This is a genomic window from Actinopolymorpha sp. B11F2 (genome assembly GCF_040195635.1).
In the GTDB taxonomy this organism is placed as follows: domain Bacteria; phylum Actinomycetota; class Actinomycetes; order Propionibacteriales; family Actinopolymorphaceae; genus Thermasporomyces.
This window is the reverse complement of record NZ_JBEFTX010000017.1, coordinates 1-25,059: the sequence shown is the minus strand read 5'-3', so window position 1 is coordinate 25,059 and position 25,059 is coordinate 1. Positions and strand designations below refer to the sequence as shown.

Annotated in this window: 21 protein-coding genes and 1 pseudogene; 10 read left to right on the top strand and 12 right to left on the bottom strand. The window is 68.7% G+C overall.

All coding sequences use genetic code 11. The annotated features are described in order from the left end of the window. Window positions 1–144 precede the first annotated feature (144 nt). A complete protein-coding gene (locus ABN034_RS26035) occupies window positions 145–1,524 on the top strand; it encodes an FAD-binding oxidoreductase (RefSeq protein WP_349693600.1) in 1,380 nt (459 codons plus the stop codon). Window positions 1,525–1,659: 135 nt separating this feature from the next. Here the strand turns inward: ABN034_RS26035 and ABN034_RS26030 are convergent, their stop codons facing one another. The 3 genes from ABN034_RS26030 to ABN034_RS26020 all read right to left on the bottom strand — a co-directional run bounded on the left by ABN034_RS26030 (window position 1,660) and on the right by ABN034_RS26020 (window position 3,867). Then, on the bottom strand, window positions 1,660–1,953 hold the full coding sequence (locus ABN034_RS26030; RefSeq protein WP_349693599.1) for an acyl-CoA-binding protein: 294 nt from the start codon (window positions 1,951–1,953) through the stop codon (window positions 1,660–1,662). 188 nt (window positions 1,954–2,141) lie between these two features. Continuing rightward, window positions 2,142–3,053 (bottom strand): aminoglycoside phosphotransferase family protein, encoded by a 912-nt coding sequence (locus ABN034_RS26025; RefSeq protein WP_349693598.1) that lies wholly within the window; start codon window positions 3,051–3,053, stop codon window positions 2,142–2,144. 175 nt (window positions 3,054–3,228) lie between these two features. Continuing rightward, complete coding sequence (locus ABN034_RS26020; protein ID WP_349693597.1) at window positions 3,229–3,867, bottom strand: GNAT family N-acetyltransferase; 639 nt, start codon at window positions 3,865–3,867, stop codon at window positions 3,229–3,231. 93 nt (window positions 3,868–3,960) lie between these two features. Between ABN034_RS26020 and ABN034_RS26015 the strand changes: the two genes are divergently transcribed. After that, window positions 3,961–6,033, top strand: a complete 2,073-nt coding sequence (locus tag ABN034_RS26015; RefSeq protein WP_349693596.1) for a glycosyltransferase — start codon at window positions 3,961–3,963, stop codon at window positions 6,031–6,033. 9 nt (window positions 6,034–6,042) lie between these two features. On the opposite strand, the gene ABN034_RS26010 is transcribed toward ABN034_RS26015, so the two are convergent. Beyond that, window positions 6,043–6,318: a hypothetical protein gene (locus tag ABN034_RS26010; RefSeq protein ID WP_349693595.1), complete on the bottom strand. Its 276-nt coding sequence runs from the start codon at window positions 6,316–6,318 to the stop codon at window positions 6,043–6,045. 157 nt (window positions 6,319–6,475) lie between these two features. Then, complete coding sequence (locus tag ABN034_RS26005; protein WP_349693594.1) at window positions 6,476–7,264, bottom strand: EI24 domain-containing protein; 789 nt, start codon at window positions 7,262–7,264, stop codon at window positions 6,476–6,478. 151 nt (window positions 7,265–7,415) lie between these two features. On the opposite strand from ABN034_RS26005, the gene ABN034_RS26000 reads away from it, so the two are divergent. Together ABN034_RS26000 and ABN034_RS25995 are read left to right on the top strand one after the other, a co-directional pair. Continuing rightward, window positions 7,416–8,447, top strand: coding sequence for an ATP-binding cassette domain-containing protein (locus ABN034_RS26000; RefSeq protein ID WP_349693593.1), 1,032 nt, complete (start codon window positions 7,416–7,418; stop codon window positions 8,445–8,447). Further along, window positions 8,444–9,247: an ABC transporter permease gene (locus ABN034_RS25995; RefSeq protein WP_349693592.1), complete on the top strand. Its 804-nt coding sequence runs from the start codon at window positions 8,444–8,446 to the stop codon at window positions 9,245–9,247. Before ABN034_RS26000 ends, ABN034_RS25995 begins: the two co-directional genes overlap by 4 nt. 23 nt (window positions 9,248–9,270) lie before the next feature. Here the strand turns inward: ABN034_RS25995 and ABN034_RS25990 are convergent, their stop codons facing one another. Then, entirely contained in the window at window positions 9,271–12,462 is a 3,192-nt protein-coding gene (locus ABN034_RS25990; RefSeq protein WP_349693591.1) for an ATP-binding protein, read from the bottom strand. 285 nt (window positions 12,463–12,747) lie between these two features. Between ABN034_RS25990 and kdpF the strand changes: the two genes are divergently transcribed. The 6 genes from kdpF (at window position 12,748) to ABN034_RS25960 (ending at window position 20,575) form a co-directional block, all read left to right on the top strand. Beyond that, window positions 12,748–12,837: a K(+)-transporting ATPase subunit F gene (kdpF, locus tag ABN034_RS25985; protein ID WP_349328917.1), complete on the top strand. Its 90-nt coding sequence runs from the start codon at window positions 12,748–12,750 to the stop codon at window positions 12,835–12,837. Beyond that, window positions 12,838–14,499: a potassium-transporting ATPase subunit KdpA gene (gene kdpA / locus ABN034_RS25980; protein WP_349693590.1), complete on the top strand. Its 1,662-nt coding sequence runs from the start codon at window positions 12,838–12,840 to the stop codon at window positions 14,497–14,499. After that, a complete protein-coding gene (gene kdpB, locus ABN034_RS25975) occupies window positions 14,496–16,634 on the top strand; it encodes a potassium-transporting ATPase subunit KdpB (protein WP_349693589.1) in 2,139 nt (712 codons plus the stop codon). The genes kdpA and kdpB overlap by 4 nt, the downstream gene beginning before the upstream one ends. Window positions 16,635–16,639: 5 nt before the next feature. Continuing rightward, window positions 16,640–17,236: a potassium-transporting ATPase subunit KdpC gene (kdpC, locus tag ABN034_RS25970; protein WP_349693731.1), complete on the top strand. Its 597-nt coding sequence runs from the start codon at window positions 16,640–16,642 to the stop codon at window positions 17,234–17,236. A 40-nt stretch (window positions 17,237–17,276) separates the two neighbouring features. Beyond that, complete coding sequence (locus tag ABN034_RS25965) at window positions 17,277–19,823, top strand: ATP-binding protein (protein ID WP_349693588.1); 2,547 nt, start codon at window positions 17,277–17,279, stop codon at window positions 19,821–19,823. A 77-nt stretch (window positions 19,824–19,900) separates the two neighbouring features. Beyond that, entirely contained in the window at window positions 19,901–20,575 is a 675-nt protein-coding gene (locus tag ABN034_RS25960; protein ID WP_349693730.1) for a response regulator, read from the top strand. Here the strand turns inward: ABN034_RS25960 and ABN034_RS34600 are convergent. From ABN034_RS34600 to ABN034_RS25935, 6 genes and pseudogenes are all read right to left on the bottom strand, one after another. Further along, window positions 20,538–21,191, bottom strand: coding sequence for a WbqC family protein (locus ABN034_RS34600; RefSeq protein WP_502879099.1), 654 nt, complete (start codon window positions 21,189–21,191; stop codon window positions 20,538–20,540). The genes ABN034_RS25960 and ABN034_RS34600 overlap by 38 nt on opposite strands. After that, window positions 21,181–21,372 (bottom strand): annotated as a pseudogene (locus ABN034_RS34595) (ElyC/SanA/YdcF family protein); the annotation flags it as partial. The gene ABN034_RS34600 and the pseudogene ABN034_RS34595, both read right to left, overlap by 11 nt. Before the next feature lie 546 nt (window positions 21,373–21,918). Beyond that, entirely contained in the window at window positions 21,919–22,464 is a 546-nt protein-coding gene (locus tag ABN034_RS25950; RefSeq protein ID WP_349693587.1) for an HD domain-containing protein, read from the bottom strand. Between the two features lie 151 nt (window positions 22,465–22,615). Next, complete coding sequence (locus ABN034_RS25945) at window positions 22,616–23,530, bottom strand: nucleotidyl transferase AbiEii/AbiGii toxin family protein (RefSeq protein ID WP_349693586.1); 915 nt, start codon at window positions 23,528–23,530, stop codon at window positions 22,616–22,618. 7 nt (window positions 23,531–23,537) lie between these two features. Then, window positions 23,538–24,305, bottom strand: a complete 768-nt coding sequence (locus ABN034_RS25940) for a type IV toxin-antitoxin system AbiEi family antitoxin (RefSeq protein WP_349693585.1) — start codon at window positions 24,303–24,305, stop codon at window positions 23,538–23,540. A 522-nt stretch (window positions 24,306–24,827) separates the two neighbouring features. Continuing rightward, entirely contained in the window at window positions 24,828–25,004 is a 177-nt protein-coding gene (locus ABN034_RS25935) for a hypothetical protein (RefSeq protein WP_349693584.1), read from the bottom strand. Between the last annotated feature and the right edge of the window lie 55 nt (window positions 25,005–25,059).

Below are 25,059 nucleotides of genomic sequence, written 5' to 3'. Positions count from 1 at the left end.
TCGGGGACGTCGCCACTGCCCGCAATCCCCTCGATCGGGGGGTTGGTGCGAGCGCCTGGATCGACGAACGTCGTCCTACGAAAGGAGACCCTCCCCCAGCGCTGCACGTAACAACCGGGGCAATCGATAAGGAGACGACCGCCTGTGTCTACCGAACCCGGCTCGGCACCCGACGTGCTCCGAGGCCGGCTCCCTGATTTCTTCATCCTGCCTGGCGATCCGGACTGGGACGATGCCCGTGCCGCGTGGAATCTCACCGTCAGCCAGCAGCCGGCGGCCATCGCCTACCCGGCCACGCCCGGCGACGTGATGGTGGCCGTCCATGCGGCCAGGACAGCCCGATGGCGGGTCGCGACGCAGTCCACCGGTCACGCCGCCGGCGCGTATGACTCGCTCGAGGGATGCGTCCTGCTGAAAACCTCGCGCATGAACGCGGTCGAGCTCGACGCCGCGACCCACAGCGCACGGGTCGGCGGCGGAACCGTGTGGCTCGACGTCACCAGGCCCGCCTCGCGGTTGGGCCTGGCGCCGCTGGCTGGTTCATCGCCGGACGTCGGCGTCGCCGGCTACACGCTCGGTGGGGGCCTGAGTTGGCTCGCCCGCAAGTACGGGCTGGCCGCCAACAGCGCGACCGCGATCGAGATCGTGACGGCCGATGGTCGGTTGCGGCGAGTCGACCATGCCCAGGACCCCGACCTGTTCTGGGCTCTCCGCGGTGGTGGCGGGAACTTCGGCGTGGTCACCGCGCTGGAGTTCCGGCTCTACCCTGCCTCCCGCCTGTACGCCGGCTGGCTGGTGTGGCCGTGGGAGCGGGCCAGCCAGGTGCTGAAAGCCTGGCGGGACTGGCTGTCCGGCGTACCGGAGGACGTGACCTCGGCCGCCCGGTTGCTGCAACTGCCTCCGCTCGCGTCGATTCCGGAGCCGCTGCGGGGCCGGAAGCTGGTGGTGGTCGAGGCGGCCGCGTTGTGCGACGAGGACGCCGGTGCCCGACTGCTTCAGGACCTGCGCGCGCTCGGTCCCGAGCTGGACACGTTCGCGTCGGTGCCGCCGGTCGCGTTGAGCCGGCTGCACCTCGATCCGGAACGACCCACGCCTCTCCTCGCCGACCAGACGCTTCTCGCCGACTTCCCCGACAAGGCACTCGACGCGATGCTGGAGGTGGCGGGACCAGACACGGATTCGCCGCTGTTGTCGGTGGAGCTGCGCGCTCTCGGCGGTGCCCTGGCTCGGCCGCATCCCGATGCCGGCGCCCTCGCGACGATCGACGGGTCGTTCGTCCTCTTTGCCGCCGGCATCACCCTCAACCCGGACGCGACGGCAGTGATCGATGCCGGCCTCGCGGCGCTGCTGGAGAAACTTCGGCCGTGGAGCACCGGCGGGAGCTTCGCCAACTTCGCCGAGAGCCGGCCGGTCGACCTTCGTGCCTGTTTCCCTACCGACACCTACGACCGGCTGGTACGCATCAAGGCCGAGGTGGATCCCGACAACATCTTCGTCGCGAACCACCCGATCGTCGTCCCCTGACCCGCGAACTGCCCCGCCCGCCCGCCGCCCGTCCTCCGCGCGGGCGCCAGCGACCTCCTGTGGCGTGGTGCTCGCCGTGCCGGGTGAAGCAGTCGCAGCTCACCCACTTTGTGCGAGACGGCTGAGACCCGAGACCTACCGTGGCAGGTCGGCGGCGAGAGCGATGTACGCACGTTTGGCCGCCGCTGCCGACATGCCGCGCACGGCGTCCCACGCGTCGAACTTCGCGCGGCCCACGGGGTTGGTGAACCCCGGCCGCTTCCCCGTGACCTCGCCGACGGTCGCCTGCTTGTACAACGCGTAGAGCCGCAGCTTCACGTCGTTCCCGGGGTCGGTGTCCTGGGTCCGGACAGCCGCCACCGCGGCATCGAAGTCCGCGTCGAGGTCGGCCTGGAGATCGGCGTCGCGGTCGCTGTCGAGGTCACTCATGGTCCACCTTCCGTCAGCGCGGCTCTCGCGGCTCGGTTCGGTCTATCCGTTCGCGCGGGCGAGCGCAATGACCGCCGTCCTGCCGCGGCGAGTCGTCACTGGTGGTGCATCGACCGGACGGACGCACCGACCGTCGCCACCACACCCTCGAGGCCTCGAACAGAAGTTCCGCGGCCGGTACGCCTGAGTCAGCCGGTGCGATCGTGGTCGGCCAGGACCGCGTCGATCACGCGCCGGTTGCCCGCGGCAGCCCGTTCGTCGGTGTCGATGTCGTTGACGAGGGTGATGAGCGCCTTCCACAACGCCCACCCCCGCGCCCGCGCCCACGTCGCGTGATCCTGACCCACCGTGCGCCGGAACGCCTCCCTGCTCTGTCCCGAGAACATCGTCCACGCGATGACCAGGTCGCAGGCGGGATCGCCGACGCCGGAGGTGCCGAAGTCGAGGACGGCCGTGAGCTTTCCGTTCCTGACCAGGAGGTTGCCGCTCGCGATGTCGCCGTGGAACCACACCGGCGGGGCGTCCCAGGTGGTTTCGAGTGCGGCGTCCCACACGGCCGCCGCCTTGTCGGTGTCGATGCGGCCCTTCAGCGCGGTGAGCGAGCGGCGGGTCTCCTCGTCGTAGTGGGCCGGCGGCGCACCACGGTAGAAGCTGTGCGCGCCCGCCAGCGGCCCGCCCGTCGCGTCGATGCGTTGCAGCGCAACGATGAACTCGGCGACGGAGGTCGCGAAGGTCGCCATGTCCTCGATGCGGTCGGGGCTCGCGGTCTCGCCGTCCATCCAACGCCGGATCGACCAGCTGAACGGGTATCCCTCGCCCGGAGTCCCCTTGGCCACCGGCACCGGGATGGGCACGGGCAACGCCGGCGCGAGGATCGGCAGCCAGCGATCTTCCTTGTCGACGGCCGGAGTGTAGGACTCGGCGGTGGGGAGCCGCACGGTCAGCTCGTCACCGAGCCGGTAGGTGCGGTTGTCCCACCCGTCGATCTCGACCGGCGTCACGGGAAGATCGCTCCACTGCGGGAACTGGGACGCGATCAGTCGCTTCACCAGGGCGGCATCGATTCCGGCCCGGCCGTCGGTGTGCGTGCTCTCGACCACGTTCGGAAGTATGGCCGACCGGTCCCCGCCTGTGGCAAAGCGTTTAGGCCCTGCCTCCCAGATAGCGCAGATGGCGGCGGTCAAGCGAGCGGGCGGCCGGACGGAAGATGTTCATGATCATGCGCGGGAAGCGGGCCCTTTTCCAAGGCTGAAACACCCGACAACCCGCGCATGATCATGGGCCGCAGTCCCCAACCGGGCGCTCGCCGGCCGATCCGGCTGGCGCAAGGTCGTCCAACCGGCACCGGAAGACCGGGACCCGCTCGCCCGGAGCCACCTGTGCGAAGCCACGGCGAACGAACAGCCGCGTCACCCCGCCGTACTCGGCCTGACCGCGCGCCTTCCACCACTGCGGTGGGCCGTAGAGGACCGTCGCGCCGCGTTGTGCGGCGTACGCCTTCGCCTGCTCGACCAACGCGTCGGCGACTCCCGATCCCCCGGCCTCCGGGACGACCTCGACGCACGGGATGGCCCACGCCGTGGGTTCGACGAGATCCACATAGGGCGGAAAGCTGTACGGCGTGAAGTCGCCGCACGGCCCCAGAGCGCACCAACCCTGAGGCTCACCGCCGACCAGGCAGACCAGGCCCGGCATGGCCTCGGAAGCGACGAGCTGACGCATCGACGCCCGGTTCGAAGGATCCCAGGGCCGGAAGTCGCCGCGAGGCAGCCGGGGCCACATGCACCAGCACGAGCTTTCGGGACGGGCGTCCTGATGCGGGGAGTCGCCCCGACCGAATCGCGGATCCGTGAACAGTGTCTCGAGGTCTGCCCATCGGTCGGCGGTGACGGGAACCACGTCGAGCCGGGACATGGCAGGAACGATAGACGCCGCACCCCGATCGGAGGAGTCGATATGTGTCAGACCGGGTAGGAGACCGCAACCGGGCTGAACGGGGGGTACGAAATGAGCCAGCCGACGGGCCAAGACCCGATGATCAAGGTCAGTGTGGTCGTTCCGGTCTACAACGCCGGCCGCTATCTCGAGGAGTGCGCCGCGTCGCTGCTCGCCCAGAGCCTGTCCAGCGACGAGTACGAGATCATCTTCGTCGACGACGGCTCCACCGACGACTCGCCAGCGGCAGTGGACAAGCTCGCGGCCGAGTATCCACACGTCCGCGTCCACCACCAGGCCAACTCCGGATGGCCCGGCAAGCCGCGCAACGTCGGCGTCGCCATGGCGCGCGGTGCGTACGTGCAGTTCGTCGACCAGGACGACCAGCTCGGGCCGGAGGCCCTGGAACGCATGTACGCCATGGGCTCCCGTAACGGCTCCGACATCGTGCTGGGCAAGGTGGGCGGCACGATGGGCGGGCCGAGCAGCATGTTCCGGGAGAATGTGGAACGTTGCACGATCGCGGACACCGCACTGATCGAGAGCGTGAGCCCGCACAAGATGTTCCGGCGGGCGTTCCTGCTCGACCACGACATCTGGTTTCCCGAAGGGAAGCGTCGCCTGGAAGATCAGCTCTTCATGGTCCAGGCGTACCTCGAGGCGAGAACGGTCTCCATTGTCGGCGACTACGTGTGTTACTACTGGAACCGCCGCGACGACGGCAAGAACAGCAGCGGCACCGCGTCGACGATGCGGGGCTACTACAACAATCTCCGAGAGGTCCTCGACGCGATCGAGGCCGGCACCGAGCCGGGCGAACTCCGCAACCGGCTGATGGGGCGGTTCTTCCGCGTCGAGATGATGCGGCGCCTCGGCGAACCCCGACTGCTGCGCTACTCCGACGGCTACCGCAACCTGGGCTACCGGGTCGTACGCGAGCTCGCCGTGGAGCGGTTCTCCTCCGGGGGCGAGGGCTTCGCGACCGGCGACGTCGTGGCCGGGCTCTCGCCGATGATGCGGCTGCGGGCGATGTTGCTGGAGCGGGAACGCCTCGACGGTCTGATGGAGCTGGCGCGGCGGTGTGGGCAGGTCCGCGCGACCTGCACGGTCGACGACGTGCGGTGGGAGGGCACCCGCCTGTGCCTGGACCTCCGTACCAGCCTCGTCCACGCCGACGGCAGCCCGGTCGTGGTCCTCGGGAACGACGGGCGGTACGCGCTCGACCCGACGCTCGCGGCCGGCCTCCCCACGATCGACGCGTGGGACGTCGGCGATCCCTGTGAGCATGCCAAGGCCGAGATCCGCGTACGCCACCGCGACACCGGCACCTGGTGGTTCGCGCCGGCGACCCTGCGGCCGTCCCTGGTCCCGGTGGGCTCCGGTCCGCAGGCACGGTTCCAGGTGGTTGTGGCGGGTACGGCGTCCATCGATCCGCACACGCTGGCAGGTGGCGCACCGTGCGAGCCGGGTCGGTACGACGTGGTGGTCTCGCTCCAGGTGCTCGGCCTCGGTCGGCCAGCGCGGGTGATCATCGAGGCTGGGCAGCGGTGGAGCGGTGTGCTCGTCCCAGGCGTGGTCGGCGATCCGGCGCGGATCGTGGTGCCCCAGCGGGCGACGCCCAACGGAGCGCTGATTGTCGATGTGGACGAACGACAACCGAGCCTGGCTCCCGCCCTCGCCGCCCGTGGCGTCGGGCCACTGGACGTACGCGACGGCGACCTGCACGTGGCGCTGCCGATGCATACAGCGAAGTTCACGGGGACCCGCGAGGTCGAGGTCGTCCTCGGCCGGGAGGGGTCGAGTCGTGCACTACCGGCCCGGCTGCAACCACCCCACCTGGCGTCCCTCGTCTTCGACAACGTGACGACACTGCCATCGGGTCGGCATCCCCTCAGCGTGCGGGTCGACTCCTCCGGGCGCCAGCGGCCGGTACGGATCGGCACGGTCGTGGTGGAACAGGGCCGGATCGTCGACGTGCTCAGCGCCAGCTACCGCACGATCCCGCACCGCGCGGCGGCCCGGGTGGTCGGAAGCCCGTGGCTGCAGCGCCAGGCCCGGCGCGCCATCGCGGTCATGCCGGCGTCGGAGAAGACGCGGGACCTCGCCCGCCGGCTCGGCGCCGCCGCCTCACGGAAACTGCGGTGATCCCTGCCGTCACAGGGCATCGCGCGGGAGATCGGGCTCCTCCTGGGCGAGTCGTTCGTCGAGCGCCTCGTTGCGGCCCTCCTCGGTGAGGACACCGTGGCGGCTCGCGTGGCCAGGTGCGTCCGGCGGATCGCTCTCCATCTCGGACTCGGGCCGCAGCCCGTCCGTCGTCACGGCGTCGTACTCCGACGGAACCTCGACCTCGCCCGCCAGCTCCTCCTCGAGTTCGGACTGCAGGACCTCTTCGTCGAGGGGCATGTCGTCGATGTCCGACGGTTCGTCCATCTGACTCATCATCGCTCCCAACCGCGTGCACGCATCGCGGCGAGTCGTTCCCGATCGCGATCCCACCAGGGTCCTGATCACCCCTGTCCCGGGCCCGATTACCCCCATCCACGCTGTTGAACCGCCCCGCGGGTCCAGGCCGGCAACGCGGCGAGCGTCAGGGGCGCTCGATGGGTTCGCCGAGCGACCGGCGGGCGAGCAGCGTGGCGCCGGCGATCGCGGCGGGGGTGAACAGGACGGCGCCAAAGGGGATGAGGAACGAGACGAACACCGCGACGCCGAACCCCAGGGCGACCGGGCGGACGGCCCGCAGCGCCCGGCGCCGGTCGCGCAGGCCCAGTCCACGCCGGTAGAACGCCGAACCGACCAGCTCCAGCGCCAACACCCACCCACCCACCACCGCACCGATCGCCGGTACGACGGTCTGTCCGACCACCGGCAGGAACCCGCCCACGAACAGCGGCAGGCCGATGAGCAGGGAGACCGCGACCAACCGGGCCGAGTCGGCGATGCTCCGCCGCAGCGACCGCGCCCAGGACACCTCGACCGCGTTCGGGGTGCCGCCGTACCACTCCTCCACCCGTTCGGAGATCCGTTCGTAGAACGGGTCTCCGATGGCGAGTGTCACCGCGGTGAAGGTGAGGACGCCCAGGAGTCCGGCGAGTCCCAGCACCGCGAGGGCGGCAGACACCCGGATCGCGCCGCGTGCCCAGCCCGCCCAGTCCTCCGCGAACGGAGTGAGGGTGGTCGCGAGGTCGGGGACGACGAACGCCAGAGCGAGGAACCCGGCCAAAAACAGTGCACCCGTGATGAGCGCCGGGATGATGCCGAGCAGGACCAGGCCGGGGTTTCTGGCGTACATCCGAACTCCGCGGAACAGCAGGCCAACCCCGGTGAAGAACTGCCCGACGAAACCGGTGACCGGTACGACCGCGGGTGTCCTCACGACCCGCCACCCTAGATGACCATCTGGTGCGGCCCTCCAGCCGCGGGCCGGCCACGCCGGTATCGCCCATGCTCAGGGGCACTGGCTGGTGACGCTGCCGGTGAAACCGGCGTGAAACCGCGGTGATCCGCTCCGGCCGCACGCTCATCCCATGACAACGACCCCTCTCGAGTCGGCGATCGCGGCGTCGGGGCTGCGCAAGTCCTACGGCGACCACGTGGTGCTGGACGGCATCGACCTGAGCGTCGCCGAGGGAACGATCTTCTCGCTGCTCGGCCCCAACGGCGCCGGCAAGACCACCACCGTCCAGATCCTGTCCACCTTGATCACCGCCGACGGTGGCAAGGCCCGGATCGCCGGCCACGACCTGTCGACGGATCCCGACGGCGTCCGCGCCGCGATCGGGGTGACCGGTCAGTTCTCCGCCGTCGACGGACTTCTCACCGGCCGGGAGAACCTCCTCCTGATGGCCGACCTGCACCACCTGGCCAGACGCGAACGTGACCGGCGCGCTTCCGAACTCCTCGAGCGGTTCGATCTCGTCGACGCGGCCAGGAAACCGGCCTCGACCTACTCCGGCGGCATGCGGCGCCGACTCGACCTGGCGATGACTCTGGTCGGCCGCCCGCGGATCATCTTCCTGGACGAGCCGACCGCCGGCCTCGATCCGCGCAGCCGGCGGGCGATGTGGCAGGTCATCCGCGAACTGGTTGCCGGCGGCGTCACGATCTTCCTGACCACGCAGTACCTCGAGGAGGCGGACGAGCTCGCCGACCGGATCGCCCTGCTCGATCACGGCAGGCTGGTCGCCGAGGGTACGGCAGCCGAGCTCAAGAAACTCGTGCCCGGCGGACACATCCGCCTGCGGTTCGCCGATGCGACCGCGCTGGAGGCGGCCGCGGGCGCCATCGGCGAGGTCGTACGCGATGACGACGCGCTCACCCTGCAGGTCCCGAGCGACGGCGGCGTCCGGTCTCTGCGGGCCCTGCTCGACCGGCTCGACGCCGCATCGGTCGAGGTCGACGAACTGTCGGTCCACACCCCGGATCTGGACGACGTGTTTCTCGCCCTCACCGGCCGTACCGACCCATCAACCGACCCATCAGCCGACACATCAGCCGACACAGGAACCGACGCGGCAGCCGGCACAGCATCCAATCCAGCAAAGGAATCCGTGCGATGAGCTCCCTCTCTCATTCGGTCAGCGACTCGACCACGATGCTGCGCCGCAACCTGCTGCACATGGTGCGGTATCCCTCGGTGACCCTGCTGGTTGCCGGGATGCCGATCATCTTCCTGTTGCTGTTCGTCTACGTCTTCGGCGGGACGTTGGGTGCCGGGCTCGGCGGTGCGGCCGGGGGAGGATCGGGCGGCCGCGCGGAATACGTCGAGTACGTCGTTCCCGGCATCCTCATGATGGGCATCGCCGGTTCCGCCCAGGGGACGGCGATCTCGATCGCCATGGACATGACGGAGGGCATCATCGCCCGGTTCCGCACCATGGCCATCGCCAGGGCGTCGGTGATGACCGGCCATGTCATCGGCAGCGTGCTCCAGACGTTGCTCGGCCTTGTCGCGGTCGTCGGTGTCGCCCTGCTCGTCGGGTTCCGCCCCACCACCGGACCGACGGAGTGGCTCGCCCTTCTCGGCGTCCTCACGTTGATCGCCCTGGCCCTCACCTGGCTGTCGACGGCCCTGGGCATGGTCACGAAGACAGTCGAGGCCGCGAGCAACCTGCCGATGCCGCTGATCCTGTTGCCCTTCCTCGGCAGTGGGTTCGTCCCGACCGACTCGATGCCGAGTGGACTGCGCTGGTTCGCCGAGTACCAGCCGTTCACGCCGTTCATCGAGACGATCCGCTCCCTGCTGCTGGGAACCCCGATCGGCAGCAGCGCCGTCCAGACCGTCGCCTGGTGCGTGGGCATCTCGCTACTCGGATACCTCTGGGCGCTGAAGCTGTACAACCGCGACCCGGCCCACTGATCCGCCTGCCGGATGCGCGCCGCTCAGAGGTGGTCGCGGGCCCGCAGCACCTCCACAGCCGCGGCCCGCAAACCTTCGCGATCCAGGTCGGCGTACGACGACACCGCGTCGGCGTACGCCGATCCGTCGGCCTGCTCGGCGAGCGCGCGGATCCGTGCCGACGACATCGTGGGGGCGAAGGCGCGCAGGAACCGGAAGCGCTCCGCCAACGCGATCAGTCGAACGCCGGACGTCGTCGCGAGGTCGTTGCCGGTACGCCGGCCACGGTCGAAGTCCACCACGGCCAGGGCCACCAGCAGAGCGCCGATGATCGGCAGCTCGACCAGGAACGGCGACGGGTTGGACGACGGATGGACGAGCGCCCCCGGCGGCACCTGCGAGAGTTCCTCGGCGAGGTCCTTCACCAGCTCCAGCCGACCGTGCTGACCATGGGCGACGACGGTGACGGACTTGGCCTCCAGGGTCCACGGGTCCATGCCGCCCGTCACCACCCAGACCATCGGGTCCTGACCGAGGACCAGCCGCTCGACCGTTCGCCGCCACATCCGCAGGCCGGCCTCGACCTCGCCTCGCGCGAGCAGGATCTCGGCGCGCACCGCGTGGCCGTACGTCAGCGTGTCCAGAGGCGCGTCGACCCACTGCGGCGTCGTCTCCAGCCAGTGCTCCGCCTCGTCGAGGTCACCGAGCTGCAGGGCGGCGAGCGCCATCCACCACCGCATCCCCACGACGTCCGACCACAGCCCGATGCGTTCGGCGACGGGCATGGCCGTCCTGAGGTGGAGCTGGACCTCGGCGGCCTGCTCGGCCTGGAGACACAGCTCGCTGACCCGGGCATGGGCAAGCCCCCACAGCCACGGGCTGTCCTCGCGGTCGAACGCCTCGACCATGCGTCTGGCCGTGGTCAGGGCCTTGTCCGGGTCGTCCATGTTCTCCCAGACGTACGTGGCGACCGCGTTGGCGACACCGGCGACGTAAGGCTCGGCACTGTCACACAGGGCGTGCAGGTCCGACGGATCCTCGATGCTGCTCAGTACGACCGCGACGGCCCTGACCAGGCTGTCCGGTGGCGCCGGCGGCAGTCGACGCGCGGCGACCAACGAGCGCACCGGGCGTGGCCCCTCGACGAGGAAGGTGTAGGCACAGCACAGGGTCAGGGCGGTCCGCGTGACCTCGACGAGGTCAGGCTCCGGGCGGTAGTGCGACAGGTCCCACGCGGTCTCTTCGGAAAGCGTCCTCAACCGCTTGTAGTTGGCCTCGATCGTCCACAGTCCGCCCAGAACGGCTGTGGTCGCCGCGATCGTCGCGCGATCCCGCAGGGCGACGGCGTGCCGCAGTGCCTGCACGAGGTTGTCCTGCTCGACCCGGACCCGCTCGAGGGCGGTGAACACGTCCGCCCCGAAGACCGAGTCGTGCTGGGTGAGGCCGAAACGGCGCGCCCACGCGAGGAACCCGTCGACCGCCTGGTCCGTTTCGCCGGCCGACTCCCGCTCCGCCGCGCTGAACTCACGCATGGTCTCCAGCATCGAGAAGCGGGTTCCCGCGGAGGTGTCCGTCACCTTGAGCAGCGACTGGTCGACCAGGTGCTCCACCACCTGCAGGACGTCGCCGTCGCCCTCGGACCCACCGAGGACGTGGCGCGCGGCGTCCGCGGTGAACCCATTCGGGAAGACCGACAACGCGCGCATCGCTGCCCGCCCTGAAGGGCCGAGGAGGTCCCAGCTCCAGTCGACGACTGCCCGCAGGGTGTGATGCCGCGCCGGGGCGTCCCGGCTGCCGCCCCGCAGCAGGGCGAACCGGTCCTTCAGGCCGACGGCGATCTCGGCGACCGTCATGACGCGTACGCGTGCCGCAGCCAACTCCGCCGCAAGGGGCAGCCCGTCGAGACGACGACACAGCTCCTCCACCGCCTCGGCCGGCAGGTCGACGCCGGGACGCGCCGCCCTCGCGCGCTGCTCGAAGAGTTCGACGATCGCCGAGAGGTCCAGCTCCGGCAGCAGGTACACCGACTCCGACGACAGGCCGAGCGGGGCGCGGCTGGTCGTGAGCACGCGCAGGTCCCGGGTCCTCGACACCAACGCCTCGACCAGCCGGGCGACGCCGCCGATGACGTGTTCGCAGTTGTCCAGCACCAGGAGCGCGGGATCGGGCCCAAGAGCCTCGACGATCCCGGTGACCACGTCCTGCGCCCGGGACAGGTGGCTGATCGTCGTACGCCGCGACTCCCCGACCCCGAGCGCCGATGCCACCTCGCCGGCCACGTCGGCGGCGGCGGTGACGCCGGCGAGCGCGACGGCGTGCACGACCCGCTGCTCCGCCTCGCGGCCCACGACATAGGCGAGCCGGGTCTTCCCCAGTCCCCCAGGACCGACGATCGACGTCACCCGGGACGTGCGTACCAGCTTCGCCACCTCGGCGACGTCGGCGGCGCGGCCCAGCAGCGGGTTGGGTTCGTGCGGGACGCCGTGCCGGACCAGGGGTGCCTCGCCCCGAAGGAGCTGCTGGTGCTCGGCCCGCAACGCACGCCCCGGATCGGTGCCGAGGTCGTCGCGAAGGGAGCGCCGGTACGCCTCGTACCGGTCCAGCGCGGCGGAGGTGCCCGCGACCGCCGCCTCGCAGCGCACCAGCTCCAGCAGGATCTCCTCGTCCCGCGGCCGGTCGCGGGCCAGGTCGGCGAGGGGCTCGAGCGCCTCTGCACGTCGGCCCAGGCGCGCCAGGGCGAGGGCACGGATGCGTACGAGCGTCCGATAGGTCACGGCCCGCTCCACGCGGAGGGCGGCCACCGGGTCGTCGAGGCCGGGGGCGTCGACACCGTGGTTCCCGGACGGCGGGGATTTCCACTGCGCCAGGCCTTCCTCGGCATGCGCGAGTGCCGCCTCGTGGTGGCCGGCCCGCGCCTGCTGAGCGCCCGCCGAGGCACAGAGCAGCACCACGGAGGCGTCGATCTGGTCCTCGCCCAGTGCGAGGCGGTAGCCCGTCGGCGTCCGGGCGACAACCTCCGGACCCAGTAGTGCCCGGGCGCGGGAGACCAGGATCTGGACCGCTTTGGCCGGGTTCGCGGGCCGTTCGTGGGGCCAGAGTCCCTCCACGAGCCGGGTGGTACCGCAGCCCGTCCGAAGATCGCCCGCGAGGAGTGCGAGAAGGCCACACAGCCTTGGGCCACTGACCTCCTGATCGCGGAAGGCCACCCGCGACAACAGGACCAGCTCGACACTCACCGGACCAGGGTAAGGGTCATTGCGGTCACGCTCGTTCGTACCGGCAAGCCCCACGATCGTGCCGCGCGCGCTCTGAGCTCACGGCCGAGTGTCATGAGGGCGTCAAAGGCGGCGGCGATCGCGCTAAGGGATCGCTAACGCCGGTGTCGGCTGCCCCTCGCCGCCCTTGACTGGGTACTGGCTCCATTCGTCGGGAAGGAAGCTCATGGCTGATGTGGTCTTCATCGTGATGACGATCGTCGCGTTCGGTGCGGTCGCTGCCGTTCTGCGCGGGGTGAGCCGGTTGTGAGCGCCGAGAACGTCGCCGGGCTGATCATCGCCGCCGGCCTGGTCATCTACCTCGTCATCGCACTCATCCGTCCGGAAAGGTTCTAGATGAGCCCGGGTCTCACCGCGGTCGTGCTGGTCGCGGTCCTGATCGTCTCGCTCGCCGTGGTGCACCGCCCGCTGGGTGACTACATGGCGCGCGTCTACACCAGCGACCGGCACCGTGGCCTCGAGCGCGGACTGTACCGCCTGCTCCGGGTCAACCCGGACGCCGAACAGCGCTGGAGCGTCTACGCCGCGAGTGTGTTGGCGTTCTCCTTCGTCTCGGTGTTGTTCCTGTACGCGATGCAACGACTGCAGGCGTGGCTGCCGTTGTCGATGGGCATGACGCCGGTGCCACCCGACGGCGCGTTCAACACGGCGGTGTCGTTCGTCACCAACACCAACTGGCAGTGGTACTCGGGCGAGTCGACGATGAGCCACCTCACGCAGCTGGCGGGGCTCACCGTGCAGAACTTCGTGTCGTCCGCCGTTGGCATGGCGGTGGCGATCGCACTTGTCCGCGGGCTCATCCGGCGGAGCACCGGCGACCTCGGCAACTTCTGGGTCGACCTGGTGCGAGGCACGCTCCGGATCCTGCTCCCACTCGCGTTCGTCGCGGCGATCATCTTCCTCGCGAACGGCGTCATCCAGAACTTCTCCGAGCCGACGACGGTTCAGACCCTCGCCGGCGGCACCCAGCACCTGCCGGGCGGAGGCATCGCCTCACAGGAGGCGATCAAAGACCTCGGCACCAATGGCGGTGGCTCGTTCAACGCCAATTCCTCGCACCCGTTCGAGAACCCCAACGGATTCACCAACATGTTCACCATCTTTCTCCTGCTGGTGATCCCGTTCTCGATGCCGGCGACCTACGGCCGAATGGTCGGCAATGTGAGGCAGGGGTACGCCGTCCTGGCGGCGATGGGTCTGATCTGGATCGCCTCGGTGGCGGCGATCTACGCAGCCGAATTCGCTCACCGTGGTGCAGCGTTCCAGCTCGCGGGCGGTGCGATGGAGGGCAAGGAGGCCCGCTTCGGGGTGTCGTCGTCACCGGTGTTCGCGATCTCGACCACGCTCACGTCGACGGGCTCGGTCGACTCGATGCACGATTCGTACACCGCGTTGGGGGGAGGCGTCACGATCCTTGCGATGCTGCTCGGCGAGGTCGCACCCGGTGGTGTCGGCGCCGGCCTCTACGGAATGCTCGTGCTCGCCGTACTCGCGGTCTTCATCGCGGGGCTGATGGTCGGTCGTACGCCGGAATTCCTCGGCAAGAAGATCGGCGCCCGGGAAATGAAGCTCGTCGCCCTCGCCATCCTCACCATGCCACTCCTGGTGCTCGCTGGCACCGGCGTGGCCGTGGCGCTGGACGCGGGCCGTTCGTCGATCCTCAATCCCGGAGCGCACGGCCTGTCCGAGGTTTTGTACGCCTTCGCCTCCGCCAGCAACAACAACGGGTCGGCCTTCGCCGGACTCTCGGCAGGAACGCCGTTCTACAACACAGCTCTCGGCCTGTGCATGCTGTTCGGCCGGTTCATCCCGATCGTGCTGGTCCTGGCACTCGCCGGCGCCCTCGCCAGTCAAAGGGCGGTACCGGAGACGGCGGGAACCCTGCGGACACAGTCACCGCTGTTCGTCGGCCTTCTTACCGGCGTCACGCTCCTCGTCGCCGGGTTGACCTTCTTCCCCGCCCTCGCCCTCGGTCCGCTCGCGGAAGGCCTGTCATGAACGCATCCCCGTCCACCCACGTCGCCGCGAGTGGGCACCTGCGTCCGGAGCGGCTCGCGCCGGCGGTCCCGCCGCACCGCGTCGCCGGCGGGGCGTTCGCCCCCGCGCAACTGCTGCGGTCGTTGCCGGATGCGTTCGGCAAACTCGATCCGCGGCTCATGGTGCGGTCGCCGGTGATGTTCGTCGTCGAGGTCGGGGCAGCCTTCACCACCGTGCTGACGATCCTCGATCCGACCTTGTTCGGCTGGCTGATCGTCGGCTGGCTCTGGCTCACCGTACTGTTCGCCAACCTCGCCGAGGCGGTGGCGGAAGGGCGTGGCAAGGCCCAGGCCGACACCTTGCGGCGGGCCAAGACAGAGACCCTTGCCCGCAAGCTCAGTGCCGACGGCGACGCAGCCGAGAAGCGGGTACCAGCGACGTCGCTGCACGTCGGGGACTTCGTGGTGTGCGAAGCCGGCGACGTCATTCCCGGCGACGGCGAGGTCATCGACGGCATCGCCAGCGTCGACGAGTCGGCGATCACCGGCGAGTCGGCTCCGGTCATCCGCGAGTCCGGCGGCGACCGTTCCGCCGTGACAGGGGGTACGAAAGTCCTGTCCGACCGGATCGTCGTCCGCATCACCAGCGAACCAGGCGAGACGTTCCTCGACCGGATGATCGCGCTCGTCGAGGGTGCGGACCGGCAGAAGACGCCGAACGAGATCGCGCTGACCATCCTGCTGGCCAGCCTCACGGTCATCTTCCTGCTCGCCGTCGTCGCGCTGCAGCCGATGGCCACCTACTCCGGCCAGCAGCAGTCGATCCTCGTCCTGGTGGCGCTGCTGGTCTGTCTGATCCCGACCACGATCGGCGCGCTGCTGTCGGCCATCGGCATTGCCGGCATGGACCGGCTGGTGCAACGTAACGTGCTCGCGATGTCGGGGCGGGCGGTCGAGGCCGCCGGTGACGTGTCGACGTTGCTGCTGGACAAGACGGGCACGATCACCCTCGGTGCCCGGCAGGCCGTCGACTTCCTTCCTGTAGGCGGGACGAGCCCAGAGCAGGTGGCGGTCGGAGCGCAGCTGGCTAGCCTCGCCGACGAGACACCGGAAGGGCGTTCGATCGTCGTCCTGGCCAAGGAGAAGTTCGGTCTGCGCGGCCGGGAGCTGGCAGGTGCGACCGTCATCCCGTTCACGGCCGAGTCCCGGATGAGTGGCGTCGACCAACCGGACGGGCACCAGATCCGCAAGGGGGCGGCGAGCGCCGTGCTGCCGTGGGTGCAGGCCGACCGCGGGCAGGTGCCTCAGGAGACAGGGACCGTCGTCGACGAGATCGCCAGCGTGGGTGGTACGCCGCTCGTCGTCGCCGAACGCCGTAGCGGACATGGGGACGGCACGTCCCGGGTCCTCGGCATCATCCACCTCAAGGACATCGTCAAGGAGGGCTTGCGAGAGCGCTTCGACGACCTGCGGGCGCTCGGCATCCGTACCGTCATGATCACCGGCGACAACCCCCTCACCGCAAAGGCGATCGCCGACGAGTCCGGCGTCGATGACTTCCTCGCCGAAGCAAAACCCGAGGACAAACTGGCCCTCATCCACCGTGAGCAGCAGGGCGGCAAGCTGGTGGCGATGACCGGAGACGGTACGAACGACGCTCCGGCGCTCGCGGCTGCCGACGTCGGCGTCGCCATGAACACGGGCACGTCGGCGGCCAAGGAAGCCGGCAACATGATCGACCTCGACTCCAACCCGACGAAGCTCATCGAGATCGTGGAGATCGGCAAGCAGCTGTTGATCACGCGGGGTGCGTTGACGACCTTCTCGATCGCCAACGACATCGCGAAGTACTTCGCGATCATCCCTGCCATGTTCGCCGTCGTCTATCCGGGCCTGGACGCGCTCAACATCATGCGGCTCGAGACACCAGAGTCGGCGATCCTGTCCGCGGTGATCTTCAACGCATTGATCATCATCGCGTTGATCCCACTCGCGCTGCGTGGCGTGCGCTACCGGCCCACGTCGGCATCGTCCATGCTGCGGCGCAACCTCGCGGTCTACGGCCTCGGCGGCATCCTCGTTCCCTTTGCCGGCATCAAACTCATCGATCTCGTCGTCTCACTCATTCCGGGCACTCTCATTTCGGGAAGGGGGTGAGCTTCGTGGTAGTGACCCTGCGACAACTCGGTGCGGCGTTCCGCACGCTGCTCGCCATGACCGTGATCGTCGGCCTGCTCTATCCGCTTGCGGTGTGGGCGGTCGGTCAGGTCGCGTTCCGGGACCAGGCCGCCGGTTCACTGATGGAACGGGACGGCCAGGTCGTCGGCTCCAGGCTGATCGGGCAGAGCTTCGACGGCCCGGAGTGGTTTCGCCCGCGGCCATCCGCTGCCGGCGAGGACGGATACGACGGACTCGCCAGCTCGGGCAGCAACCTCGGCCCGAACAACCCCGAACTCGTCACGCTCGTCAAGCTCCGCAGAGCCCACGTGGCGAAGGAGAACGGCGTCCCGCCATCTGCGGTGCCACCCGACGCCGTCACCGCGAGCGCGAGCGGGCTCGATCCACATATTTCGCCCGCATACGCCGAAATCCAGGTGAACCGGGTTGCCCGCGAACGGGGCCTCAGCACCGCCAGCGTCCGTTCTCTGGTAGCCCGCCACACCGACGGACGCAGCCTCGGCATTCTCGGCGAACCCGGCGTCAACGTCGTCGAGTTGAACCTCGCCCTCGCGCAGCGCGCCGGTACGGGCGGGGACTGAGCCGGACCTCCGGCACCGGCAGGGGCGGACAATGACAGGTATGGCGCGTGGAAGGCTCCGGGTCTACCTCGGTGCGGCACCGGGTGTCGGCAAGACCTACTCCATGCTCGGTGAGGCACACCGGCGGGCCGACCGAGGCACCGACGTGGTGATCGGCTACGTCGAGTGCCACGGCCGCGTCCTCACCGAACAGATGACCAAAGGCCTCGAACTCGTGCCCCGCCGCCACCTCACCTACCGCGGCAGGATCTTCACCGAGATGGACGTGGACGCGATCATCCGGAGGCGGCCTGAGCAGGTGCTCGTCGACGAGATCGCGCACACCAACATCCCGGGAACCCGCAACGCCAAACGCTGGCAGGACGTCGAGGAGATCCTCGACGCCGGCATCGACGTCATCACCACGGTCAACATCCAGCATCTGGAATCGCTCAACGACGTTGTCGAGTCGATCACCGGCATCCGGCAGCAGGAGACCATCCCCGACGAGGTTGTCCGCAGGGCCGACCAGATCGAGCTGGAGGACATGTCGCCTGAGGCGCTGCGCCGCCGACTTGCCCACGGCAACGTCTACCCGCCGGAGAAGATCGACGCCGCCCTCGGCAACTACTTCCGTACCGGCAATCTCACCGCCCTGCGCGAGCTCGCCCTCCTGTGGCTCGCCGACCGGGTAGACGAGGGCCTTGTGAAGTACCGCGCCGACCATCACATCGAGCAACCATGGCCGGCCCGGGAGCGGGTCGTGGTCGCCCTCACCGGCGGACCCGAGGGCGAGACCGTCATCCGCCGTGCCGCCCGGATCGCTGCCCGCGGCGCCGGGGGCGAACTCCTCGCCGTCCACGTCGCCCGCAGCGATGGGCTCGCCGACGCCTCACCCAGTGCTCTCGGCCGGCTGCGTACCCTCGTCGAAAGCCTGGGCGGCACCTACCATCAGGTCGTCGGTGACGATGTTGCCAGCGCTCTGCTCGACTTCGCGACCGGAGTCAACGCCACCCAGCTGGTGCTGGGCAGCAGCCGTCGCAACCGCTTCCAGCACCTGCTCCAACCCGATGTCGCGTCGCTGGTGACCCCCCGCTCGGGTGACATCGACGTCCACCTGGTGACCCACGAACACGTGGGTAAAGGCCGACTGGTGCCGCCGCGAAGGGAGCTCAGCCGGCGCCGACTGGTAGGCAGCTGGCTGCTCGCGGTCTTCGGTCCTCCTTTGCTCACCGCCGGACTCACGGCCACCAGGGACGCGCACGACCTTGCCACCGAGATGCTGCTGTTCCTCACCCTCGCCGTGGGTGTCGCACTGATCGGCGGTGTTCTTCCTTCGCTGGTCGCGGCGGTGGTCGGCGCACTGCTGTTGAACTTCTACTTCACCGAGCCGTACCACACGCTCATCATCAGCAGGCCGGAGCACCTGCTCGCCGTTCTGATCTTCCCGCTGGTTGCCGGCGCGGTGGCCTCGGTCGTGGGCCTCGCCGCCCGGCGGACGTCCGAGGCGGCACGCGCCAACGCGGAGGCGGCGACCCTGTCCACGTTGGCGGGCAACGTCCTGCGTGGTGAAGGCGCCCTCGAAGCACTGCTCGAGCAGGCTCGGGAGTCCTTCGGCATGACTTCGGCGGCACTGCTGGAACGCTCTGCAGGCGACGGCGACGGCTGGACCTGCCTGGGAAGCGTCGGTGCCGACCCGGCGAGCAGCCCGGCCGAGTCCGACGCCGACGCCGCCCTCACCGACTCCCTCGTCCTCACCCTGCGTGGGCGGGCGCTCCCGGCCGCCGACCGGCGGGTGCTCGGGGCCTTCGCGGACCACCTAGCCGTCGTCCTCGAACGTAGCCGGTTGGCCGAGGAGGCCGGCCGCGCCCGAAAGCTCGCGGAGGCCAACCGGATCCGTACCGCCCTCCTCGCGGCTGTCTCCCACGACCTGCGCACACCGCTGACCGGCGTGAAGGCGGCGGTGAGCAGCCTCCGGCAGACCGACGTCGAACTGTCCGAGGACGACCGGGCCGAACTCCTCGCCGGCATCGAAGACTCCGCCGACCGGCTCAACCGGCTGGTCTCCAACCTGCTCGACATGAGCCGGGTGCAGGCTGAGGCGGTGCGCCCGGTGCTGCGCGAGGTCAGGGTCGACGAAGTAGTCCCGGCCGCCCTCATCGGCGTACCGCCAGACTCGGTCAAGGTGACGCTCCCCGAGGACCTCCCCACGGTCCGGGTCGACACCGGTCTCATCGAGCGCGCGATCGCCAACATCGTCGAGAACGCCGTACGACACAACCCGGCGGGTACGCCCGTCCTGCTCACCGCCAGCGTCCTCCGCGACCGGGTGGAGATCCGGGTCGTCGACCGCGGTCCAGGCGTACCTGACGCGGAGAAGGACCGCATCTTCGAGCCGTTCCAGCGGCTGGGCGACGCACCCTCCGGCACCGGTGTCGGGCTCGGTCTGGCCGTGGCGCGCGGCTTCGCCGAAGCCGTCGGCGGCTCACTCGACGCTGAGGACACGCCAGGAGGTGGCCTCACCCTGGTCCTGACCCTCCCGGCCCCCGGGCGCAGCCCCGACACCCTCATCGATGAACCAGCCGAGGCAACGGAAGTGATCACGTGAGTGAGCGGAGCGAGCGAACCGATGAGCACGGCACGCGAGTTCGCAGCGAAGCTGGAGCCCGCGTGAGCGACCACGCCATCCGCGTGCTCGTCGTCGAGGACGATCCGCACCTCGCCCGCGCTCTCGCCATCAACCTCCGCGCCCGTGACTACGTGGTCGACCTGGCCCCTGACGGCCGGACCGCCCTCGACGTCGCCGCGCGCCAGCATCCGGACGTCGTCGTCCTCGACCTCGGACTGCCGGACATGGACGGCGTTGAGGTGATCGGCGGGTTGCGCGGCTGGGCGCGGGTGCCGATCCTCGTGTTGTCCGCCCGGCACTCCTCCACCGAGAAGGTGAACGCGCTCGACGCCGGCGCCGACGACTATGTCACCAAGCCGTTCGGCATGGACGAGCTCTTAGCCCGGCTACGGGCGGCGGTACGCAGGAGCCTGCCCGGCGAAGACGCCGAGCCGGTCATCACGACGGCCGCCTTCACCGTCGACCTCGCCGCCAAGAGGGTCAGCCGGGAAGGATCCGACGTACGCCTCACCCCCACCGAGTGGCACCTGCTGGAGGCACTCGTCCGGGCACCCGACAGGCTGATCGGCCAGCGCCAGCTCCTGCAGGAGGTGTGGGGTCCCGGATACACCACCGAGACCAACTACCTCCGGGTCTACATGGCGCAGCTGCGTCGCAAGCTCGAACCCGATCCCGCCCACCCGAAGTACCTCATCACCGAGCCGGGTATGGGCTACCGCTTCCAGCCGTAGCGGTTTCCATCGCGGCTTTGACTCGGCCGATCCCATGGGTGACGATGGCAGCGACGCTGGTCAGTCGGCGACCGTCGACCCATATCGAGTGAGGTTCCGCCGCCGGCAGCTGCCAGTAGGCGACGTGGATTCCTCGCTGGTGGAAGGGCCACTCGTCCAAGTACCGAGCTCCACCTGTTCCACACAGGTAGGTCACCTGCCCCACTGCGTGGGTGAGGTCAGCGAGTCTGGCAGACCGTTCTTGGCTGACGTCGAAGGTGCTGCTGGATACGGCGGTGCCGGGCCAGTCGAGAAGGTTGAGCACTGCTGTTGTGGACGCGAGAGCGATGTCGGCCAGTCGGTCGGTCGATCCGACGAGGTCTGTGAGCTGGTGAACGACATCGCGGACTCTCGGCAAGTGTCGGGCGCGACCGTAGTGCTGGGTGAGCATGCCTTCGAGGCGTCGTCGAGCTGTCCTCGGATCAGCAAGCGTGACGCGGTCGATGGGTGTGGACCTCCCGTCCGGCAGGTGCACAGGCAGCGACAGCCACTGATGAGTTTCCGGGACACCCGGCGTGCCAACGCGACATCGATGCTGGTAGACCCGGCGGACGAACTGGACATTGTCGAGGACCACCCACCGGTCGGACGCAGGTGGCGTAGGCACGTCGTTCCATGTAGGCCATGGAGATCACCATGACGTTGGCTGCTTCGATCCTGGCGTCGGCGAGGAGCTGCCGGGACAAAGTGATGTTCTCCCCAGTGTTCGTGGCCGCGGGTTCGACTAGCACAGCATCGGCGGGCACGCCCAGCTCAATCGCCCGCTCGCGCGAGGGCCAAATCCGCGATCATGTCTTCACGAACGCGGGGCTTGGCGCGACTCGGTGCTTTACAGCATCCTGGCGACCGAGTGGACAGGCCCCTCTCGAGGAGAACCAGCGGCTGTGAGGCGATCTTGAACCCGCGGTCGGCCCACCGCCCCTCTGTGGAGACCTCAGCGGCGCAGCTGGACGAAGCCCTCGATGCCTTCGAGCGGCTCGTTCCCGAGCCCACCGACGCCGACGCATGGCCAGACCTCACCGAGGCGATGAAGACCGCTCTACATCGTGTCCGGGACCTCCGTGACGTGCACAAACCGAACCGGGATTGGTGGCCGCGACCACTGTGCAGCCGCTGCATGGGCCAGGGCATTACCTTCGGCGGCGATCCCGACGTCGACGGTGAGGACCGGTGGTGGCACCCGTGCCGGCCTTGTCTGACGACGGGGATGCGGCTCACGGCCCGCCACGACTGATCCGCCTGGCCTCCGCTCGGACCTCTCCCCCGGCGGATGCAATTCACTGAACCCGAGGCGGACACGCACCTCACTGGTCCTCGGCTCCCATGCGGTCTTCTACGCGAGCGACATGGCCGGCGAGCAGCGGCTTCGCGGCCACATTGTGTTGATACACCTCGCTACCGGCCGGGTAGCGGGTGAGGATCTCTGCTATCCGCTCACTGAAGGTCAACCGCTGACCCTGGGGCCCCGTGGTCATGTCGGCATAGGCGAGAGCGTCCGCGACCGGGCTGTCCTCCTGGGGCCACCGCAGCTCCGTGGTTAGCCCGCGGATGCCGATCTCGATACGGGAGCACGAGTGGTGCGCCACCAGCGCGACGAGCCGCGGTGGGAAGCCTTCGCCTTCGAGGTAGCGGGCACCGTCGATCGGGTGGCATCCGGTTTGGATCAGGTCGGTGGCGTAGCCGATGTCGTGGAGCCAGGCGGATGCGACGAGAAGTTCGCGGTCTTGCGGCGGAACGGCCTTGGCGATCGCGGCGGCCTGGGCGCCGACGGCTTGGCCGTGGAGCCACCGGTCACCGAGTGGTGGCAGAAGACGTGCTGCGGTGGCTTGGGCGTCAGTAATGAGGGTCATGACGTTTAGTCAACCGTCGGCATGCGGGACGTTCCACCGCGTCCCGGGCCGCCTGAAGACGTCCTGGTCGGGACAGGACGTCCCAGAGACGTCCCCGTGTTTTCTGTAGCAAAGCGAACGGAGTCGGGCCGTGTGGCGTGAGGGTGGATTCTCAGCCGCTGGAAAGGCTGGCGATGAGTTGGGTGAACTCGTAGCGGCGGCCAGCATGGCACTCAGCCCAGACTTGTTCCTCCGCAGTGACGTCGACGAGGAACCGGTAGCGGCGGCGAAATTCTCTCTCCCAGCCGTCGATGTCGATGGGCTGGGTGAGGTAGCCGATGTTCTCGTCGTCAATGTCGTGTGATGCACGTGGCGTGAGGATGGCGGAGGGGGTAAAGCGTCGTTTGGACCAGCGGCCTTCGATTACTAGGTCGTTGTAGACCTTCAGCACCCAGAGTCGACGGATGAGTGGTTCGTTCATGGCGCCGGCGTGGCCGTACCAGATGAGGTCGAACAGGTCTCGGGCGAGTGGCACCCGCGCATAGCGTGCAAGTTTTTCGGCGATGGCTTCCTCTACCCGCACGACGGGCAACGCGGGCAGGTCAGCGATGTCGTAGCTAGCGTGCACCGGGAGGCGTAGGAACGGCATCTTTTCGAACGGCAGCCACGGTGGACGGGACGATATCTCTACCTTGGCCGGGAGGTCGATGCTAGTCGCATCGGTTTGCGCTGGTTGAGGGCCGAAAGGCGCGACGATATGCAGGTCGGCACGACCGGAGGCTTCGTCACGGTTGGCGACCGTGAAGGTGAACGGGCCGACTTGAGCACCGTCTACAGCCTCGAGGACAAGCGATGCGACATCCGGTTCGGTGGTGGAGAAGTCCAGGTCCGTGGAGAATCGTCCCCCGGCGCCAGACCGCATCTTTCGTAGCGACGTCCCGCCTTTGAACACCAGCCCAAGATCGAACAGTCCCTGGCCGTACAGATGGGCGAGCAGGTGGTCTTGGGCAACGTCGAGCATTGCTGGGTAGAAGCCGCCGGTGCGGCCTTGGAAGTGACGCAACAGGTGCCCACGAGTCAGAGCCATCGGGATGTCAGCTTCCTTGGTGCGCAGTGGAGTATCGGGCCACCACGGTGTCGATAATGCGGGTTGCCGCGTCGAAGTGGCCACCTGGCCGTCGCGGTCCGATGTAGAACGGCCCGTTGCCGGCTGGTGCGTTGGCGGAAATGGACTCTGCGACGGTGAGGTTTCCCCCGGCTTTGAGCAGGTAGACGGCTCGCGCCCAGGCCGCTGCGCCACGGCCTGCCAGGAACGTCTGGAGGTCGGCGACGTTGATCGCACTCGCGGCACTGGTGTGCCATTCGGCGAGTCCGGGCCAGTCGGCAAAACCGTCCGGGCGGATCGCGATCGCGGCCAGCACCGCGGTGACTGTTTGGACCGGTAGCCCATCTGCCTGGCTATGGGCAGCGTCGGGCAGGTCAAGCTCAACGCGCCGGAAGGCACGCAGCGCCGGCAACCGTGGTGTGCCGGGGGCGGTGACGATCACCTGCCGGCCCGGTTGGCGCGAAGCCAGCCCTCGCAGAAAGGCCGCAGACTCGTAGCCCACCGCAATCCGAAGATCCGGGCGTACGGCCAGCTCTGCACGCAGCTCGATGAACGTGTCGCCGCCGGACAACGGGCCGGCACGATCCCCCGGGGCAAACTCCCAGGCCCCGCGGGTCCGAAGCGGTAGCAGCCAGCCCAAGGCGCGCAAGCGGGCAGCAACCTGCTCCCCCGGCATCGACAACCCCGCCGAGCGGGCAAGATCGCTGAGAAGGCGACTCGTGACAACGGCAGGGCGAGACAGCTCCAGCTCCGTCACGACCGGCGCTAAAGCTCGAGGAATCGCCCTAGTTGGTGTCACCTGCGCCTCTAACTAACTCTCCACAAGCGTGGTACTGACCTCATTGACACTATCTGCTGTCAACCGCGTATGCAACCGATACCCATATGAGCAGAAGCTGACGTGGTTGACACCTGGCCGCTAACCTCCATACTCCGGTGTCAGCTTTCTCCCCAGCCAAGACAGTTGCGCTCGGCGGCGTTCCGAGATCGCTGACCCTTTGAGCTTCGAATGCCCAAGCGATCCGAGGGTTTGGCCACCGGCCACCGGGCAGTCGTTATGTCCGGTTCAGAGTAGTTCTATCCGGCATCGTTCCGAGCCCAGCGTCCTATTCGTCCCAGCCAGGGCGGGTCCGTGGCGTCGTCCAGCAAGACCCGCTGGGTCGGTGAGACAGTCGTCGGTAGGTGACCCCGATGGCACCGACGAGGGTTGCTCGGCGTAATCATCGCTCTGGTTCGCGCCGAGGAGATCTTGTGGAAGGCTCCGCTGGGAACTTTCGATTCACCGGACGAGCCGCTCTACCGCTAACACCACAACGACTGCTATTACTGTCGCACTGCTCGTGTGCTCGACACATGGCAGTGCGTACAAAAGCCGCAGCAGAACAGTGGCGTCCAGCAAAGTGGTGTACGGCAGGCGCTCGGTGATGGGCGTGTCGTAGACGTGTAGGGCGGTCATCGCGTGATCCTTTGGAAGACCTTCCACAGTGCTTCTGAAGGAGTTCTCGCGATGA